General features: G+C 69.1%; 14 protein-coding genes and 1 tRNA gene. 8 read left to right on the top strand and 7 right to left on the bottom strand.

The features are described 5' to 3' along the window. Positions 1-61: 61 nt before the first annotated feature. Positions 62-1,702, bottom strand: coding sequence for a peptide chain release factor 3 (locus HQ308_RS08685; RefSeq protein ID WP_056447083.1), 1,641 nt, complete (start codon positions 1,700-1,702; stop codon positions 62-64). A gap of 164 nt (positions 1,703-1,866) precedes the next feature. On the opposite strand from HQ308_RS08685, the gene HQ308_RS08680 reads away from it, so the two are divergent. Beyond that, positions 1,867-3,501 carry a fatty acyl-AMP ligase gene (locus HQ308_RS08680; RefSeq protein ID WP_222646154.1) on the top strand — a complete coding sequence of 545 codons (1,635 nt, stop codon included), beginning with the start codon at positions 1,867-1,869 and terminating at the stop codon, positions 3,499-3,501. A 10-nt stretch (positions 3,502-3,511) separates the two neighbouring features. On the opposite strand, the gene pth is transcribed toward HQ308_RS08680, so the two are convergent. The 3 genes from pth to HQ308_RS08665 all read right to left on the bottom strand — a co-directional run bounded on the left by pth (position 3,512) and on the right by HQ308_RS08665 (position 6,308). Beyond that, positions 3,512-4,090 (bottom strand): aminoacyl-tRNA hydrolase, encoded by a 579-nt coding sequence (pth, locus tag HQ308_RS08675; RefSeq protein ID WP_222646153.1) that lies wholly within the window; start codon positions 4,088-4,090, stop codon positions 3,512-3,514. Between the two features lie 106 nt (positions 4,091-4,196). Beyond that, positions 4,197-4,856, bottom strand: a complete 660-nt coding sequence (locus HQ308_RS08670) for a 50S ribosomal protein L25/general stress protein Ctc (protein WP_056447089.1) — start codon at positions 4,854-4,856, stop codon at positions 4,197-4,199. Between the two features lie 246 nt (positions 4,857-5,102). Then, a complete protein-coding gene (locus HQ308_RS08665; protein ID WP_222646152.1) occupies positions 5,103-6,308 on the bottom strand; it encodes an aminotransferase class V-fold PLP-dependent enzyme in 1,206 nt (401 codons plus the stop codon). 152 nt (positions 6,309-6,460) lie between these two features. Between HQ308_RS08665 and egtA the strand changes: the two genes are divergently transcribed. From egtA to egtD, 4 genes are read left to right on the top strand one after another with little or no spacing between them, the layout of a single operon-like run. Then, positions 6,461-7,714: an ergothioneine biosynthesis glutamate--cysteine ligase EgtA gene (gene egtA, locus HQ308_RS08660; protein WP_222627611.1), complete on the top strand. Its 1,254-nt coding sequence runs from the start codon at positions 6,461-6,463 to the stop codon at positions 7,712-7,714. Then, positions 7,711-9,039, top strand: a complete 1,329-nt coding sequence (egtB, locus tag HQ308_RS08655) for an ergothioneine biosynthesis protein EgtB (RefSeq protein ID WP_222646151.1) — start codon at positions 7,711-7,713, stop codon at positions 9,037-9,039. Before egtA ends, egtB begins: the two co-directional genes overlap by 4 nt. Positions 9,040-9,042: 3 nt before the next feature. Beyond that, positions 9,043-9,774, top strand: coding sequence for an ergothioneine biosynthesis protein EgtC (egtC, locus tag HQ308_RS08650; protein ID WP_222627607.1), 732 nt, complete (start codon positions 9,043-9,045; stop codon positions 9,772-9,774). 49 nt (positions 9,775-9,823) lie between these two features. Beyond that, positions 9,824-10,810, top strand: a complete 987-nt coding sequence (gene egtD, locus HQ308_RS08645) for an L-histidine N(alpha)-methyltransferase (protein ID WP_222646150.1) — start codon at positions 9,824-9,826, stop codon at positions 10,808-10,810. 66 nt (positions 10,811-10,876) lie between these two features. Here the strand turns inward: egtD and HQ308_RS08640 are convergent, their stop codons facing one another. The 3 genes from HQ308_RS08640 to HQ308_RS08630 form a co-directional block, all read right to left on the bottom strand. Continuing rightward, positions 10,877-11,860 carry a ribose-phosphate diphosphokinase gene (locus HQ308_RS08640; RefSeq protein ID WP_027504070.1) on the bottom strand — a complete coding sequence of 328 codons (984 nt, stop codon included), beginning with the start codon at positions 11,858-11,860 and terminating at the stop codon, positions 10,877-10,879. 4 nt (positions 11,861-11,864) lie between these two features. Beyond that, the gene (glmU, locus tag HQ308_RS08635; protein ID WP_027504069.1) at positions 11,865-13,343 is read right to left on the bottom strand and encodes a bifunctional UDP-N-acetylglucosamine diphosphorylase/glucosamine-1-phosphate N-acetyltransferase GlmU; all 1,479 of its coding nucleotides are present in this window, start codon (positions 13,341-13,343) and stop codon (positions 11,865-11,867) included. A 107-nt stretch (positions 13,344-13,450) separates the two neighbouring features. Further along, positions 13,451-13,521: transfer RNA gene (locus tag HQ308_RS08630), tRNA-Gln, on the bottom strand. Between the two features lie 206 nt (positions 13,522-13,727). Here HQ308_RS08630 and HQ308_RS08625 point away from each other — a divergent pair. The 3 genes from HQ308_RS08625 to mfd all read left to right on the top strand — a co-directional run bounded on the left by HQ308_RS08625 (position 13,728) and on the right by mfd (position 18,980). After that, positions 13,728-14,318: a TetR/AcrR family transcriptional regulator gene (locus HQ308_RS08625; protein WP_027504068.1), complete on the top strand. Its 591-nt coding sequence runs from the start codon at positions 13,728-13,730 to the stop codon at positions 14,316-14,318. 162 nt (positions 14,319-14,480) lie between these two features. After that, entirely contained in the window at positions 14,481-15,125 is a 645-nt protein-coding gene (locus HQ308_RS08620) for a ScbR family autoregulator-binding transcription factor (protein WP_222646149.1), read from the top strand. A 165-nt stretch (positions 15,126-15,290) separates the two neighbouring features. Next, positions 15,291-18,980 carry a transcription-repair coupling factor gene (gene mfd, locus HQ308_RS08615; protein ID WP_374198521.1) on the top strand — a complete coding sequence of 1,230 codons (3,690 nt, stop codon included), beginning with the start codon at positions 15,291-15,293 and terminating at the stop codon, positions 18,978-18,980.

Below are 18,980 nucleotides of genomic sequence, written 5' to 3'. Positions count from 1 at the left end.
CCCTATGGATTGGAGATGACACCAATCTTGGGGTGAGGTGGTGTGGAGATGTCCCAGAGAATCAGTCGGCCGCGGCGACCAGCGGCTCGAGCAGCAGGTCCGGCAGCTCCTTCTGGATGTACTGCAGCCGCCACTTGTCACTGACCAGCGCCAACATCACGCCGTCCGTGCGGGTGAACACCTCGACGCCGCGCTGGCGACCGAGCTCCCCGGCGGACGCCGCGTCGGTGCGTCGAGCGATCGAGTAGCCCAGGGGCTCCATGCGCGCCTCGACGCCGAACTCGGACTTCATGCGCGCGGACACCACCTCGAACTGCATCGGCCCCACGGCGGCGAGGACGGGTGACGCGTCTCCGCGGATGTCGTTGCGCAGGATCTGGACGACACCCTCCTGATCCATCTGGTCCACGGCGCGACGGAACTGCTTGTACTTGCTCGCGCTCTCCGCGCGGAGGACGGCGAAGTGCTCGGGAGCGAAGGACGGGATCGGCGGGAACTCGACCTTGCGATCCGCGTACAACGTGTGGCCGGGAGCGAGCGCGGTGGCGTTGACCAGCCCGACGACGTCGCCGGGGTAGGCGTTCTCCACCGTGGTGCGCTCGCGGCCGAACACCGTCAGCGCGTACTTCGTCGTGAACGGTTTGCCCGTCTGGGCATGGGTGACCACCATGCCGCGCTCGAAGACTCCGGAGACCACGCGCATGAAGGCGAGGCGGTCGCGGTGTGCGGTGTCCATGCCGGCCTGCACCTTGAACACGACCGCGCTGAAGGGGTCGGTGACCTCGCGCTCACCACCGGCCACATCGGGACGGGGGCCCGGGGCCGGAGCGAACGAGACGAGGGTGTCGAGGATCTGGTGCACGCCGAAGTTCAGCATCGCCGACGCGAAGATCACCGGAGACGTCCGGCCCGCGAGGAACTCGTCCTCGTCGTGGCGCTGCCCGCTCTCGACGAGCAACTCGCTCTCCTCGACGGCGGTGGTCCAGTCGTCGCCCTCACGGGACTGCGCCGCCTCGGAGTCCATGAACTCCTCGGGTGCGATGGTCGCGCCACCGGCCGTGCGGGTGAAGTGGATGTACTGGTGCTCCGACACGTCGAGCAGTCCGCGGAAGTCACCCGCGATACCGACGGGCCAGTACAGCGGGGTCGGCGTCAGACCGATGCGCTCCTCGATCTCGTCGAGCAGCTCGAGGGGGGAGCGGCCCGGCCGGTCCCACTTGTTGACCACGGTGATGACCGGGATGCCGCGGTGCCGACACACCTGGAACAGCTTCAGCGTCTGCGGTTCCAGACCCTTCGCCGCGTCGATCAGCATCACGGCGGCGTCCACCGCGGTCAGCACGCGGTAGGTGTCCTCCGAGAAGTCGGCGTGACCCGGGGTGTCCACCAGGTTGATGGTGTGATCGGCGTAGTCGAACTGCAGCGCCGTCGAACTGACGGAGATACCGCGCGCCTTCTCCATCTCCATCCAGTCGGAGACGGTGGAGCGGCGACCCGACTTCCCGTGGATCGCACCGGCCTCGGAGATCTTCCGCGCGTGCAGAGCCAGGGCCTCGGTGAGCGTCGACTTGCCCGCGTCGGGATGCGAGATCACCGCGAAGGTGCGACGACGCTCCACCTCGCGCCGGAGGTTCTTCGGCGGGGTGGTGCCGGCGGCGGTGACCGCGGTGGTGGTGTCGGTGTCGACGGACGGGGTGCTCACGAAGGCCTTTCTTCGGTGACCGCAGCTGTGCGGATCACTGGTCGGAACGTACCCAGGGTACTCGGCCGACACGCCGAGCCCGTCCGTCCGTAACAGCGGTCACCGTCGTCCGGATGTAACAGTGGTGCGCGCACCCGGCACGCACCACCGACGAGGGAGTGACGTTGAGCAGGTTCACCGAGGAGATGTACGCGACCGCGGCCACGACCGAGCGGGGTCTCGTCACCGGTGAGCCCGACGCACCGTTGCGGCAGACGTGGGGCGACATCCATGCGGTCGCGCGTCGGATGGCCGGCGGGCTCGCCGCGGCAGGCGTCTCTCGCGGGGACGCGATCGGCATCCTGGCCGGTCAGCCGGTGGACATCGCGCCGTCGTGCCAGGCGGCGTGGATGCGCGGCGCGTCCGTGACCATGCTGCATCAGCCGACGCCGCGCACCGATCTCGCCGTGTGGGGTGCCGACACCGAGACCGTCATCAGGATGATCGACGCCGCCGCGGTGGTGCTCGGTGCGCCGTTCGACGCCGCGGCGCCCATCCTGGAGGAACGCGGGATCACCGTGCTGACGATCGACGACCTGCGCGGCGGTGAGGACACCGATCCCGTGCCCACCGACGAGTCCGACATCGCGCTGCAGCAGCTCACGTCCGGGTCCACCGGATCTCCCAAGGCCGTGCGCATCACCCACGAGAACTTCTACGTCAACGCCTACGCGATGATCGATCGGATCGAGTACTCGCTCGAGGACGACGTGATGGTCAGCTGGCTCCCGCTGTTCCACGACATGGGGATGGTCGGGTTCCTGTCGGTGCCGATGCAGGTCGGTGCCGAGGTCGTCAGCATCACGCCGATCGACTTCCTGCGTTCTCCGCTGCTGTGGGCCCAGCTGATCGACAAGTACCGCGGCACCGTCACCGCCGCTCCCAACTTCGCGTACTCGTTGCTCGCGCGCAGGCTGAAGCAGGCGTCCGCCGACACGGCCCTCGATCTGTCGTCGTTGCGCTACGCGTGGAACGGTGCCGAGCCGGTGGATCCCGACACGATGCTCGCCCTCGCAGAGGCGGGCGCCCGGTTCGGGCTCGCCCCGACCGCTCTCGCACCCGTCTACGGGATGGCGGAGACCACGCTCGCGGTGTCGATCCCGGTCCGTGATCAGGGCCAGGTGCTCGACGTGGTCGACGCGGACCTGCTCGAGGTGATGGGCCGCGCCGTTCCGTCGACCAAGGGCAACGTCCGTCGTCTCGCGACGCTCGGGCGGATGGTGCCGAATCTCGAGGGGCGCGTCGTCGACGCCGAGGGCCAGGTGCTCCCGAGTCGCGGCGTCGGTGTCATCCACGTGCGGGGGCCGGCGGTGACGCCCGGATATATCACGGTGGAGGGCTCGGTGTCCGCGCAGGACGACGACGGTTTTCTCGACACCGGAGACATCGGGTACTTCACGGAGGAAGGCCTGGTCGTCGTCTGCGGGCGCATCAAGGACGTCATCATCATGGGCGGCCGCAACATCTATCCGACCGACATCGAACGTGCCGTGGGCACCGTCGCGGGCGTCCGGCCGGGCAATGCCGTTGCGATCCGTCTCGACGCGGGGCAGAAGCGGGAGAGCTTCGCGGTCGCGGCGGAGACCAACGAGATCGCCGACCCGGATGCGGTCAAGCGCATCGAGCACGACATCGTGCACGCAGTGTTCTCGGAAGTGGGGGTTCGTCCTCGCACGGTCGCGGTGCTCGGTCCCGGCACCATTCCGAAGACGTCCTCGGGCAAGCTCCGCCGCGCGAACTCGGCGTCGCTTCTCGGCTGAGCTCAGCGCATCAGGGTCGGTGGATGCGGTTCTGCGCGTCCTCGAGGCTGCCCTTCAGGAGCAGCTCCACTGCGTCCGCGGCCTCCTCCAGCACGACCGCCACCTCGTCGCGCTCGGACGCGGCGAACGGCTTGAGCACGTACGACGCCGGATCCATCCGGCCGGGCGGGCGCCCCACCCCGACCCGGACACGGAGGTAGTCCTTGGTGGACAACGACTTCGAGATCGAGCGCAGCCCGTTGTGCCCGCCCTCGCCGCCGCCGATCTTGAGCCGCACCCGACCCAGATCGACGTCGAGTTCGTCGTGCACGACGATGATGTCCGCCGGCGCCACGGAGAAGAACCGGGCCAGGTTGGCGACCGGGCCGCCGGACTCGTTCATGTACGACCGCGGCTTCCCCAGCACGACCGGGCGAGTCCCGAGCCGTGCCTGGAGCACGTCGGAGTAGCTGCGCTTGTGCGACGAGAACGACCCTCGCATCCGCTCCGCCAGGGTGTCGACGACGACGGCGCCGACGTTGTGTCGGGTGCGCTCGTACTGCGGCCCGGGATTGCCCAGGCCGATGACGAGAGCAGGGCGATCGGTCATGTGCGGCAGTCGCTTTCAGCTCGTGGCGTGCGGGGTCGTGCGGAGTGGGGAACGAGAAACGGCGCGCCTCCGGTGAGGGAGGCGCGCCGCGGTGGTGCTCGGTGGATCAGTTCTCGTCTGCTGCTGCGGCCTCGTCGGCGGCGGAGCTGTCCTCGACAGCCTCCTCTTCCTCGGCGGCGACGTTGCTGGCGAGATCGCCCGCGCCCTCGGCCTCGAGTGCAGCCTCGCTGGGCGCCTCGACGACGTTGACGAGGAGGAGCTCGGGATCGGAGATCAGCGTCGCGCCGGACGGCAGCTCGATCGACGAGGCGAGGATCTGGGTGCCGATCTCGGCGTCCTCGACGGAGACCTCGAACTGCTCGGGGATCTGGGTCGCGTCGACCTCGATCTCGATGACGTTGGCATCGGTGGTGACGAGGGCGCCGGGCGCCGCGTCGCCGGTGACGACGACGTTGATCTCGACGGTGACCTTCTCGCCGCGACGGATGACGAGGAGGTCGGCGTGCTCGATGTAGTTACGGATCGGGTGGACCACGACCGACTTGGTGAGGGCGAGGTGCTTCTCGCCGTCGACCTGGAGCTCGATGACGGCGTTGGTGCCGTCGGCGCGGAGCACGGCGGCGAACTCGCGGGACGGGAGCGAGAGGTGCTTGGGCTCGGTGGCGTGTCCGTACAGGACGGCGGGGACGAGACCGTCGCGGCGGGTGCGGCGGGCTGCGCCCTTGCCGAACTCGGTGCGGACGGTGGCGTTGAGAACGTTGGCCATGGGACGGGGCTCCTCGGAAGATCTGGTGTGACTGCGGTCTGAAACGGCTGCGGTCCGGTGTGACTGCTGCGGGTACTACTCGCTCGGCGTGGACACGAACGAGGACGGCTGCGAGACCGCGCCTGCGTCGATCACGGTGACGTACGCACTGCGCACTCGTCACCCTCGCCGAGACAACGGCGTGAACACTACCCGAACGCGCCGATCGGCCGCGAATCGCCCCTGCTCGTCACCGTTGGCGGCGGGTCACCGCTGCGACGTCAGAGCCCGGCACTCGTCCACGGCGTGATCGATCTGATCGAGGGTCAGGAAGTAGTGGGGAGACGCCCGGACGACGGAGTCCAGTCCGCGGGCCGTCATGTCGAGCAGAGTCGACGACGCCGGGCTGACGGAGACGGTGATGCCGCGCTCCGCCAGTGCGTCCTTCACCGCGGCGGGCGCGGCGCCCTCGACGGTGAAGGTCACGATGCCGGTGTGGTGGTCGCCCAGGTCGTGCACCGCGATGCCGTGCACCTCGGCGAGGGCGTTCCGCAGCCGCTCGGCCCGCACACGCACCGCGGCCTCCACCGCGCTCGGTCCGAGTTCGAGCAGGAGATCGACGGCGGAGCCGAGACCGAGCCGAGCCGCGACGTCGTGTTCCCACGTCTCGAACCGCCGCGCGTCGTCAGCGACGGTGTAGGAGTCGGGGCCGGTCCAGGACGCACTGTGCAGATCCAGTGATCGCGGCTCCAGGGTGTCGAGCACCGACGGGGCGACGTGAAGGAAACCGGTGCCGCGCGGTCCTCGCAGCCACTTGCGTCCCGTCGCGGAGAGAGCGTCCACACCGAGCTCCGCCACGTCGAGGGCGATCTGGCCCACCGACTGACAGGCGTCCAGCAGCACGAGGGCCCCGTGACGGTGGGCCAGGTCGACGATCTCCCGGACCGGGTTCAGCAGGCCGCCGTTGGTCGGCGCGTGCACGAGCGAGACCAGCGCGACGCGGTCGTCCATCATCCGCTCGAGGGCCTCGAGATCGATGCGTCCGGACGGGTCCACGGGAAAGGTGTCGACCACCGCGCCGGTCGCCCGCGCCCGCTGCAGTGCGGCGATCGCGTTGGTGGCGTACTCGACGGTGGAGACCAGGATGCGGTCGCCGGGGGAGAGTGGTACCGCGTAGAAGAAGTCGCACCAGGCCCGCGTGGCGCTGTCGGACAGTGCCACGGTGCCGGTCGGGGCTCCGATCAGCATCTCCACGGACGTGCGCACCGCGGCGAGATCCTCCGAGCGTTCACTCGCTGCGCGGTATCCGCCCACCTCGGCCTCACGGCGCAGGTGCTCGACGACCGTCTCGACGACGCGCTGTGGCGGCAGCGACGAGCCGGCGCTGTCGAGGAACACCCCGTGCTCGGCGGCAGGGGTGTCCGCGCGGGCAGCGAGCACGTCGACGGTGTCCGTCTCGGGGGTGGCGTTCACAGTGACGCCGACACTACCGGCGACCGCGCGCGGGAGCGATTAGTCTGTGAAGGGCGGGGGTAGACGTCATCCGGACACGCAGCGTCCGTTCCTCTTCCCGTACGCAGTGCCCGTTCCACTTCACGCTCCACCGTCACCCCGCGGAGGCATCCATGACGGCCGTTTCCGGCACTCTCAGTTCGCGGCCCGCCGCCGAGGCATACCTCGCCCGGGTCTGTTTCAAGGTGGGGCCGCCGACTCTGATCGGCGCAGAACTCGAATGGTTCACCCGGACCCCGTCCGGTGCACGTCCCACTCTCGACTCGCTCGCCGAGGCACTGGGTGCCCACACCCCGCAGTCTCTTCGGCCCGAGTCCCCCGCACTCGCCCTCCGCTCCGGAAGTGTCGTCTCCGTCGAGCCCGGTGGTCAGATCGAATTGTCGTCCTCGCCCGCCACGTCCCTCGCCTCCGTCGTCGAGGCGTTGCGCGACGACGAGCAGACGTTGACCCGCCTGCTCGACTCGCACGGGATCTCCCTCGCCGGAGGCGGCGCGGACACGCTGCGACCTCCCGACCGCCTGCTCACGCTGCCGCGCTACTGCGCGATGGAGCAGCGCTTCGAGCAGTACGGCCCGTACGGCAAGCTCATGATGTGCAACACGGCCGCGGTCCAGGTCAGTGTGGACGCCGGCGGCGACGACGAGCAGATCCGACGGCGCTGGGCCACAGTGCATGCCGTGGGTCCGGCATTACTGGCGGCGTTCGCGACCACGCCCGCTCTGTACGGCGTTCCCGACGGTCGGTGGGCCTCGCAGCGCATGCGCACCTGGTTCGAACTGGACCGCACCCGCACGCGTGTTCCGCTCGGGGTCGATCCCGTCCGCGACTACGCACGCTGGGTCATGGACGTCCCGCTCCTGTGTGTGCGACGCGACGGGCGCCTCGCCGCGCCGCCGCGCGAGGCCACGTTCGCCCAGTGGCTCGAGGGTGACCTGGACGACGACATGGGTCGGCGCCCCACGACGGCCGACCTGGACTACCACCTGACGACGGTGTTTCCCCTCGTGCGTGCGAGCGGCCACCTCGAGATCCGGTACCTCGACGGCCAACCCGACGGGGCGTGGGAGGTGCCGATGTACGCGGTGGACGCCCTGGTGTCCTCCGACTCGGTGGCCGACCAGGCGCTGGACCTGGCGGAACCCACCCTGAACAGGTGGGAGGACGCGGCGCGGGACGGACTCGCCGACCAGGCGCTGCGGCGAGCTGCGGTGGAGCTGCTGACACTCGCGGCCGACTCCAGCCACGGCGAGGCGCGTGAAGCCCTGGGCCGCGCGGCGACGCGCTGCTCCGCCGCCCAGCCGCCGACGGCACCAGGGACAGCGGCGACACCACCACGAGGCGATGCTCGGAAGGAGTTCTCACGATGACGGCGAACACGACGGTCGACGCGGTGGCGCTGCGCGGCCGGCTCGAATCGATGCTGGTGCGTAGTCGCGCCCGGACCCTGGCGCTCACCCGGTGCCTCGACGAGGACGGGCTGCGCGAGCAGGTGTCGCCGTTGATGAGCCCACTGGTCTGGGATCTCGCCCACATCGGCAACCAGGAAGAGCTGTGGCTGGTCCGCGACGTGGGCGGCCGCGACGCGGTGCACCCGGAGATCGACGACCTCTACGACGCGTTCCGCCACGCACGGTCCACCCGGCCGGGGCTGGATCTGCTGTCGCCCGACGAGGCGCGTGCCTACGTCGACACCGTGCGCGCCCTGTCACTGGATGCGCTGCAGCGCTGCACCTTCGACGAGAGTCGGCTGGTGGAGAACGGCTTCGTCTTCGCGATGGTCGCGCAGCACGAACAGCAGCACGACGAGACGATGCTGGCGACACATCAGCTGCGCACCGGCGACGCCGTGCTGGAGGCACCCGACGCTCCCCGCGCCCAGCTGCCGCCCGCCCACGACGTCGAGGTCATCGTCCCCGGTGGCGCCTTCGAGATGGGCACCGGCGACGATCCGTGGGCCCTCGACAACGAGCGGCCCGCGCACACTGTCGAGGTGCCCACCTTCGCGATCGACGCGGCTCCGGTGACCAACGGCGAGTACCTCCAGTTCATCGCCGACGGTGGCTACGACCGCGAGGAGCTGTGGACCGAACGCGGCTGGGCACACCGCACCGAGGCCGGTCTCACCGCGCCGCAGTTCTGGTCGCAGGACGACGACGGTGTGTGGTGGCGTCGAGTCTTCGGACGTGCGAAGCAGATTCGAGCAGCGCAGCCCGTAGTTCACGTCAGCTGGTTCGAAGCCGACGCCTACGCCCGCTGGGCCGGTAAGCGCCTGCCGACCGAGGCGGAATGGGAGAAGGCGGCACGCTTCGACCCCGCGTCCGGGCTCTCCCGGCGCAACCCCTGGGGCGACGACGACGCCGACGACCGGCACGCGAATCTCGGTCAACGCCACCTCGAACCCGCCGACGTCGGCGCGTATCCCGAGGGAGCCTCGCCGCTCGGCGTCGAGCAGCTGATGGGGGACGTCTGGGAGTGGACGTCGTCCGACTTCGAGCCGTACCCCGGGTTCGAGATGTTCCCCTACCCGGAGTACTCCGAGGTGTTCTTCGGCGGCGACTACAAGGTGTTGCGCGGCGGCTCGTTCGGCACCGACCAGACGGCGGTCCGCGCGACGTTCCGCAACTGGGACCACCCGATCCGGCGCCAGATCTTCGCCGGCTTCCGGTGCGCCCGCGACGTGGGACACCGGTAGCGGATGTGCCGACACGTCGGCTATCTCGGACCCGCACGCACCGTCGGAGACGTGCTCACCGCGGGCCCGACATCGCTGCTCACCCAGTCGTACGCACCCCGCGAGATGCGCGGCGGCGGCACGATCAACGCGGACGGCTTCGGTGCGGCCTGGTGGTCGAACGGCACCGCGTCGTCGTATCGGAGCGCGATGCCGATGTGGGGTGACCCGGCCGTCACCGACACGCTCACCCACATCCGCTCGGTGGCGGTGATGGGGGCCGTGCGGTCAGCCACCGTCGGCATGCCCGTCGAGCGGTCGGCGTGCGCGCCCTTCGTCGAGGGTCGATGGGCGTTCAGCCACAACGGTGTCGTGCGCGGATGGCCGCAGTCGGTCTCCGCGCTCGCCGAGAAGGTGCCCGTCGAGTCGCTGCTGCGGTTGGCGGCACCCACGGATTCCGCTGTGCTGTGGGCGATTCTGCAGCAGCGGCTACTGGACCGCGATCCGGCGGACGCACTCGCCGGTCTGCTGGCGGACGTCGACGCCGCCGCCCCGGACTCGCGCGTCAACCTGCTGCTCGGCGATGGCGAGTCGCTCTGGGCGACGACGCTTTACCACTCGCTCTCCGTCCGGTACGACGAGGACAGCGTCGTCCTCGCGTCCGAACCGCTCGACGATCTGCCCGGATGGCAGCAGGTGCCCGATCGGTGCCTCGTCTCCGCCCGACCGGGATCCGTGGACATCACCACCTTCTGACCGCTCCACCCCTGCACCTTCCATGCTCGTCAGCACCGAGGAGTTCGTCATGACAGCGCCGTCACTGGACATCCACATCACCGAGGGTGATCTACAGCAATCGCTGCGGGAAGATGCCCGCCGCGGGCTCACCGCGACGCCGAAATGGTTGCCGCCGAAGTACTTCTACGATGCCGTGGGCAGCGAACTGTTCGAGCGCATCACCGAGTTGGACGAGTACTACCCGACGCGCACCGAGCGCGCCCTGCTGACCGAACGGGCCGCGGAGATCGCTGGCGTGACGGGAGTGGAGGTGCTGGTCGAGTTGGGCTCCGGATCGTCGGACAAGACCCGGGTGCTGCTGTCCGCGGGTCTGGAACACGGCACCCTGCGTCGCTACGTACCGCAGGACGTGTCGCCGTCGGCGTTGACCGGTGCGATGGAGGAGTTGTCGCGCCAGTACCCGGATCTTGAGATCCACGGTGTGGTGAGCGATTTCACGAGCACCGGCGGCCCGGACACTGGTCTGTTCTGGGTCCCCACCGGCGGGCGCAGGACGTTGGCGTTCCTGGGCGGCACGCTGGGGAACCTCGTGCCGCAGGAGCGCGCCGAGTTCCTCTCCGCCATCTCGAACACCCTCGACACGGGGGAGTTCCTGTTGCTCGGGGTCGGGCTGGTCATCGACCCCGCGGTTCTGGTGCCCGCGTACGACGACGCGCAGGGAGTGACGGCGCAGTTCGACCTGAACGTGCTCTCCGTGTTGAACGGGCAGCTGAACGCCGACTTCGACATGGACGACTTCGAGCACGTCGCCGTGTGGGACGAGCGCAACGAGTGGATCGAGATGCGGCTGCGCGCACGTCGCGACCACACGGTGCGCGTCGCGGACCTCGACCTGAACGTGCAGTTCGCGGCGGGCGAGGAGATGCGGACCGAGATCTCCGCCAAGTTCCGACGCGAGTCGATCACCGGCGAACTGGCCGCGGCGGGGCTGACGGTCGACGAGTTCTGGACCGATTCCGACGAGCGCTTCGCCCTGGTGCTGGCCCGGAAGTAGGGCGCCCGACGACGACACTCCCCGCGGACGAGGTCCGCGGGGAGTGTCGGTCGGTGACGTCGTTTCTCAGGCGTTGCCGTTGAACAGGCTGGTGACGGACCCGTTCTCGAAGACCTCACGGATGGTCTTGCCGAGCAGGGGTGCGATGGAGAGCACGGTCAGCGACGGGAACAGCTTGTCGTCACTGATGGGCAGCGTGTTGGTCACGACGACCTCCTTGGCGCCGCACGACGCGAGGCGCTCGGCGGCCGGGTGGCTCAGCACGCCGTGCGTGGCGGCGATGACGACGTCGCCCGCGCCGGCCTCCTCGAGCACCTTCACCGCGCCGGCGATGGTGCCACCGGTGTCGATCATGTCGTCGATCAGGATGCAGGTGCGTCCCTCGACGTCACCGACGACTCGGTTCGACTTGACCTGGTTGGGCACCAACGGATCTCGTGTCTTGTGAATGAACGCCAGCGGCGCCCCGCCGAGCGAGTCGGCCCACTTCTCCGCGACGCGCACGCGGCCGGAGTCGGGGGAGACCACGGTGATGTGCTCGAGGTTGTAGCCCTCACGGATGTGGTCGGCGAGCTGGCTGTGCGCGTGCATGTGGTCGACCGGGCCGTCGAAGAAGCCCTGGATCTGATCGGTGTGGAGATCGACCGTGATGATGCGGTCGGCACCGGCCGTCTTGAGCAGATCGGCGACCAGGCGCGCGGAGATCGGCTCGCGGCCGCGGTGCTTCTTGTCCTGGCGGGCGTAGGGGTAGAACGGCAGGATCGCGGTGATGCGCTTCGCGGATCCGCGCTTGAGCGCGTCGATCATGATGAGCTGTTCCATGAGCCACGTGTTCAACGGGAACGGGTGGCTCTGGAGCACGAAGGCGTCGGAGCCGCGGACGGACTCCTCGAAACGGACGAAGATCTCGCCGTTCGCGAAGTCGCGGGCGGTCTGCGGGGTGACCTCGATCCCGAGTTCCTTCGCCACCTGCTCGGCGAGCTCGGGATGAGCGCGACCGGAGAAGAGCATCAAGTTCTTCTGGTTGTCGATCCAGTTGGCTGTGGTCACTGCTCTACTCGCCGTCCTTCGGTTCGTGCACGTGTGATTCCTCGGTCGAACGGGCGCGTTCGGCGGCCTCTGCCGCCGGCGTTCCCGGACGCTTCTTCTGCACCCAGCCCTCGATGATCCGTTGCGGACCACCGGAGACGGCGAGCGCTCCCGCCGGTACATCATGGCGTAGGACGGTTCCGGCGCCCGTGTAGGCCCCGTCGCCCACGCGCACCGGCGCGATGAACATGGTGTCGGAACCGGTGCGCACGTGCGAACCGATCTCGGTCCGGCTCTTGCCGACGCCGTCGTAGTTGACGAAGACGCTGGACGCACCGATGTTGGAGTGCTCGCCGATGCTGGCGTCGCCGACGTAGGTCAGGTGCGGCACCTTGGAGTGCGCTCCGATGGTCGCGTTCTTGGTCTCCACGAAGGCGCCGAGCTTGCCGTGGTCGCCGAGGTCGCTGTTCGGCCGCAGGTAGGTGAAGGGCCCGACCGTCGCTCCGGCACCGATCACCGAGTCGGATCCGTGCGAGCGGACCACCGTCGCGCCCTCGCCGACCGACACGTCGGTGAGTGTCGTGTCGGGCCCGATGATCGCGTCCTCACCGATGACGGTGCGTCCGTGCAACTGCGTGCCGGGGTGCAGCACGGCGTCGCGTCCGACGGCGACCTCGATGTCCACCCACGTCGACGACGGGTCGATCACGGTCACGCCGGCGCGCATGTGGCGGGCGAGGATGTGCTCGTTGAGGATGCGGGTGACCTCGGACAGCTGCACTCGGTCGTTCACACCGCGCACCAGCGACGGGTCGGTGAGCTGGGTGCTGAACACCGGCAGGCCGCGTCGGCGCGAGATCTTCAGGACGTCGGTCAGGTACAGCTCGTGCTGCGCGTTGTCGGTGCCGAGCGAGTCGAGAGCCACCCGCAGCGACTGCGCGTCGAAGGCGTAGACACCCGAGTTCACCTCGGTGATGGTCAGCTGATCGGGAGTCGCGTCGGCGTGCTCGACGATCTCCTGGACCTGGCCGGACCCGTCGCGGACGATGCGGCCGTAGCCGTTCGCGTCGTCGGGGACGAAGGTGAGCACCGACACCGCGACGGGCTCCGCGGAGGAGTGGTGATCGTGCAGCAGTGCCTGCAGAGTGTGGGCGTCGAGCAGTGGCACGTCCCCCGCGGTGACCACCACGGTGCCGTCGAAGTCGGCGGGCAGCGACGCGAGGCCGCACTGCACCGCGTGACCGGTGCCGTGCTGTTCGGCCTGCACCGCGATGTCGATGGTGCGACCCAACGTCTCGGCCAGATCGGCGACGGCGGCCGAGACCTTCTCGCGGTCGTGCCCGACGACGGTGACGAGGTGATCGGGGTCCACTCCGTCGGCCGCGTGCAGAGCGTGCGCGAGCATGGACCGACCGGCCAGTTCGTGCAGAACCTTCGGAGTCTTCGATCGCATTCGGGTTCCCGCCCCCGCGGCGAGCACGACTACAGCGACCTTCGACGTCATGAATCTCCTCGACCGACTTCGGATGTGCCCCGGGCGGGGGACCCGCCACACTCGTCGCCACGGCTCCGCCGCCCTACGACAGCAGCTCCGCCGCTGTGGCGTCACGGCTCCGCCGCCAGGATTCGAACCTGAACTATCTGAACCAAAATCAGAGGTGCTGCCATTACACCACGGCGGATCACAGCCTCGGCTGGCGTGCGCCGAGCGCGTCGATCCTCGCACGAGTGCACCCGCTTGGTAAAACGCTCCGCAGGCCTCACTCGCCGCGCAGTGCTCGCGTGTCACAGTGATTCCATGACCTCGACGCCCGACGCGCCCCGCGAGCCCGATCAGCCGCGTGCACCCGGTGACGCCGCCCTACCGGAACGTGCGCCCCGCGTCCGGATGACGGGGACCGCGCGCCGGGCCCAGTTGATCGAGATCGGCCGCACGCTGTTCGCCGAGCGTGGCTACGAGGCCACGTCCATCGAGGAGATCGCGCAACGCGCGCAGGTGAGCAAGCCGGTCGTGTACGAGCACTTCGGCGGCAAGGAGGGTCTCTACGCCGTGGTGGTGGACCGCGAGATGTCCACGCTGCTGTCCATGATCACGTCGTCGCTGACAGAGAACCGGTCCCGGATCCGGGTCGAACGGGTGGCGCTGGCCCTGTTGACGTACGTCGAGGAGCGCAGCGACGGGTTCCGCATCCTCGTGCGCGACTCCCCGGTCGCCGCGGCCGAGGGGACGTACTCGAGCCTGCTGAACGACGCCGTCGGCCAGGTGGGGCACATCCTGGCGGGTGACTTCTCCCGCCGAGACATCGACCCGGCCAATGCCCAGCTGTACGCCCAGGCATTGGTCGGAATGGTGTCGATGACGGCGCAATGGTGGCTGGACGAACGGTCTCCCTCGAAAGAGGTGGTGGCCGCGCACATCGTGAACCTGTGCTGGAACGGGCTCACGAATCTGGAGCCCGATCCCCGGTTGGGGAGCTGAAAGCGCGAGTGTCACCGGAGGTGGTCACGGTGGACCACCTCGTCGGTCGTGACGACACGACGCTCGGACTCCGGGACGAGTGCTCGTGCTGTGTAGTGGTCCAGTGGTACCGTTCTCGCGTTGTTCACGGATTGAATGCCCCAAACTTTCGAGGCGGATCGCATGGTCAGACAGGCACGCGCCGAGATCACCAGAGACACGGTGCTCGCGGGGGCCGCCCATGTCTTTCTACGGCTCGGGTACGCCAATGCCAGCCTCAGCGAGATCATTTCGCAGTCGCAGGTCACCAAGGGAGCTCTCTACTTCCACTTCGGGTCGAAGGAGGAGCTGGCTCGCGCCGTCATCGACGAGGGCGTGCGGCGGCTCACCACGGCGTGCCGCGCCCTGGACGACGGCCGGATCCCCGCTCTCGAGGCCGAGATCGGTGTCTCGTACATCACGGTCGATCTGGCGATCACGGATCCGATGGTCGCCGCGATGTTCCGGCTCAAGCATCAGATCGGCGACTACCGCGGTACCGGTGAGAACGTCATGGAGGGCTGGGCCGAGTACCACACCGGCCTGGCGCGTCGGGCGATCGACGAGGGCGACCTCGAGGCCGACCTCGACCCCTTGACCACCGGAATGCTGTTCCTGGAGGTCATCGTCGGCGCCCACATGGTTGCGGTGGCCACCGACAGCACCAAGGAGTTGTCGGCGCGCATGGAGCGGCTGTGGCACTACCTGCTCCCGTCGCTGGTCCCCGGTCGCAAGCTCGACTACTTCCGTGAGTTCGCCGCCCGCCGGGTCCTGCGCTACGGCGCCTGACGACGAGCGGCCGCGTCGCGGTCGCCTCGGTCGGCCCACGGTCGTTTCTGTCGGCGACTGCTCCTAGAATCGATACCGAGTCGTCACCGACCGATCGATCTCCGTGAGGGGTGTCGAGCGTTGCGGGTGCACGATCGTGTCGTCTTTCCGTCAGGAGTTCTGCTGGTGTCCTCGCCGTCCGTCCATGTTTCTCCCGCGCAGACCCCGGACGACGGTGCGGGCCGGATGTCGGGCCTGCTGGAATTCGCACTGCGTGACGCGTCGCTGGCGCAGATCGTCGATCTGTCCGGCCGCCGCGAGGCCACCCTGGTGGCACCCACTCCGGCACGGGCGTTCATCGCTGCGGCCATGTCCCGCACCACACCGGTCCTGCTCGTCACCGCGACGGGCCGCGAGGCCGACGATCTGACGGCCGAGCTCACGGAGATGGTGGGCGGCGCCGTGGCGCAGTTCCCGTCCTGGGAGACGCTGCCGCACGAGCGTCTGTCTCCCGGAGCGGACACCGTCGGTCGTCGTATCGAGGTGCTGCGGCGCCTCGCCCGGCCGGAGGACGCCGACTACGGCGTCCCGCTGAAGATCATCGTCACCACGGTGCGCTCGGTGCTCCAGCCGATGGCGCGTGGACTGGGCGAGATCGAGCCCGTCGGCCTGCGCGTGGGGGCGGAGTTCGACTTCGAGGAGTTGCAGAAGCGACTGGTCGAGCTGGCCTACACGCGTGTCGACATGGTCGGCAAACGCGGTGAGTTCGCGGTGCGCGGCGGCATCCTCGACCTGTTCTCGCCGACGGCGGATCACCCCGTCCGTGTCGAGTTCTGGGGTGACGAGGTCACCGACCTGCGCGCCTTCTCGGTCGCGGACCAGCGCTCCATCCCCGACGTGGAGGTCGACACGGTCATCGCGCCGCCGTGCCGGGAGATGATTCTCGACGAGGCCGTACGGGAGCGTGCGGCGCGTCTCGCCGCCGACAACACCGGCGACCCGATCCTGGTGGAGATGCTCGAGAAGATCTCCGCCGGCGTTCCGGTCGAGGGCATGGAGGCGTTGCTGCCGGTGCTCAAGGCCGGCGGCCTCGAACTGCTGACCGACGCGCTGCCCGACGGCGCGCACGTGCTGGTCTGCGATCCGGAGAAGGTGCGTACGCGCGCGACGGATCTGGTGCGGACCGGCAAGGAGTTCCTCGAGGCGTCGTGGACTGCCGCGAGCATCGGTGCGGCCGCACCGCTCGACACCGCAGCGCTGGACACCAGCAGCGTGACGGACGAGAGCGCCGTCCTCGACCTCGATCTCAGCGCGTCCGCGTACCGGTCGCTGCGGCAGGTCCGAGAGTCTGCGGAGGCGGCCGGTCGGCCGTGGTGGACCGTCGGCCCGCTCGCCTCGGGCAGTGACGAGGAGATCGTGCTCGACGTCGACGCGGCGCCGGACGTGCGCGGCTCCGAGGAGGCACTCGCGACGCTCTTCCAGATGTTCACGGCGCACCTCGCGTCCGGCGGCCGCGTGGCCGTCGTCGTCGCAGGCGCGGGAACGGCGCAGCGCACGGTCGAACGCCTGCGGGAGGCCGGTGTGCCGGCGCTCCCTCTCGATGCCGGTGCCGAGCCCGGCCCCGACGTCGTCGGCGTGATGTGCGGGTCGTTGCACTCGGGTCTCGTCCTGCGTGACGCCGGCCTGGTGGTGGTGACGGAGGCCGATCTCACCGGCAACCGGGTCGCGGCGGCCGGCGACGGCAAACGCTTGCCCGCCAAGCGTCGCAATCAGGTCGATCCGCTCGCGTTGACGGCCGGCGACATGGTGGTCCACGACCAGCACGGCATCGGCCGCTTCGTCGAGATGGTCGAGCGGACCATCGGCGGGGCACGCCGTGAGTACCTCGTCGTCGAGTACGCGCCCAGCAAGCGTGGCCACCCGGGCGACCGCCTCTTCGTTCCCATGGAGTCGCTCGACCAGTTGTCCCGCTACGTCGGCGGGGAGATGCCGAGCCTGAGCAAGCTGGGCGGATCCGACTGGACCAACACCAAGCGCAAGGCCCGCAAGGCCGTCCGCGAGATCGCAGGGGAGCTCGTCCAGCTCTACGCGGCGCGGCAGGCGGCGCCCGGTCACGCGTACGGGCCGGACACCCCGTGGCAGAAGGAGATGGAGGACGCCTTCGCGTTCACCGAGACCGTCGACCAGATGACCGTCATCGACGAGGTCAAGGCGGACATGGAGAAGCCCGTCCCGATGGACCGAGTGGTCATCGGCGACGTCGGTTACGGCAAGACCGAGGTCGGCGTCCGGGCGGCGTTCAAGGCCGTCCAGGACGGCAAGCAGGTAGCGGTGCTCGTTCCCACCACCCTGCTGGCCCAGCAGCATCTGCAGACCTTCACCGAGCGGATGGCCAACTTCCCGGTGACGGTCAAGGGGCTGTCCCGGTTCTCCGACGCCGCCGAGTCGCGGGAGACGTTCGCCGGCCTCGCGGACGGCACGGTGGACATCGTCGTGGGCACGCACCGATTGCTGCAGACCGGTGTGCAGTGGAAGGACCTCGGGCTGGTCATCGTCGACGAGGAGCAGCGCTTCGGCGTCGAGCACAAGGAGCACATCAAGGCGCTGCGCACGCACGTCGACGTCCTGACGATGTCGGCGACACCGATTCCGCGCACGCTCGAGATGAGCATGGCGGGCATCCGCGAGATGTCGACCATCCTGACGCCGCCCGAGGAGCGTCACCCCGTCCTGACCTACGTCGGTGCCTATCAGGAGAAGCAGGTGGCGGCGGCGATCCGCCGTGAGCTGCTCCGTGACGGCCAGGTCTTCTACGTTCACAACCGCGTGAGCAGCATCGACAAGGCCGCCGCGAACATCCGACGGCTGGTGCCGGAAGCGCGCGTCGTGGTCGCACACGGCCAGATGAACGAGGACGCGCTCGAGAAGACGGTGCAGGGGTTCTGGGAGCGTGAGTTCGACATCCTGGTCTGCACCACCATCATCGAGACGGGCCTCGACATCTCCAATGCGAACACGCTGATCGTCGAGCGAGCCGATTCGTTGGGTCTGTCCCAGCTCCACCAGTTGCGTGGGCGTGTGGGTCGCAGCCGGGACCGTGGCTACGCGTACTTCCTCTACCCGCCGGAGAAGCCGCTCACCGAGACGGCGTACGACCGGTTGGCCACCATCTCGCAGAACTCCGACCTGGGCGCCGGTATGGCGGTGGCGATGAAGGACCTCGAGATCCGCGGCGCGGGCAACGTGCTGGGCGCGGAGCAGTCCGGCCACGTCGCCGGTGTGGGATTCGACCTGTACGTCCGACTGGTCGGCGAGGCGGTGGAGGCGTACCGCGCCGTGGCCGACGGCCGCCCCGTCACCACCGACGAGGCGCCCAAGGAGGTGCGCATCGACCTCCCCGTCGATGCCCACATCCCGCCGGACTACGTCACCAGCGACAGGCTCCGACTCGAGGCGTACCGCAAGCTGGCCGCGGCGCAGAACGACGCCGAGATCCGCGCGGTCATCGACGAGCTGACCGACCGCTACGGGCCGGTGCCGGCCGAGGTCGCCCGGCTCGTGGCCGTGGCCGTCCTGCGCATCCTGTGCCGTTCCTACGGCATCGTGGACGTGCAGATGGCGGGGACCATGGTGAAGTTGGCGCCGATGGACCTACCCGACTCCAAGCAGATACGGTTGAAGCGGCTCTACCCCAGCGCACAGTATCGGGCGACCACCGGCACGGTGCAGATCCCGATTCCGCGTGTGGCAGGTGGTGGAGTCGGTTCGGCCCGTGTCCGCGACGAGGAACTTCTGCAGTTCGTCGCCGACGTGCTGCTCGCGATGGACGGGCAGCCCGCGGGCTCCGTACGAGTCGAGCAACCGATCGGGGTGTGA

Source organism: Rhodococcus sp. BP-241 (genome assembly GCF_019836145.1).
Taxonomy (GTDB): Bacteria; Actinomycetota; Actinomycetes; order Mycobacteriales; family Mycobacteriaceae; genus Rhodococcoides.
The sequence above is the reverse complement of the archived record's forward strand: the minus strand, read 5'-3'. Positions and strand labels throughout refer to the sequence as shown.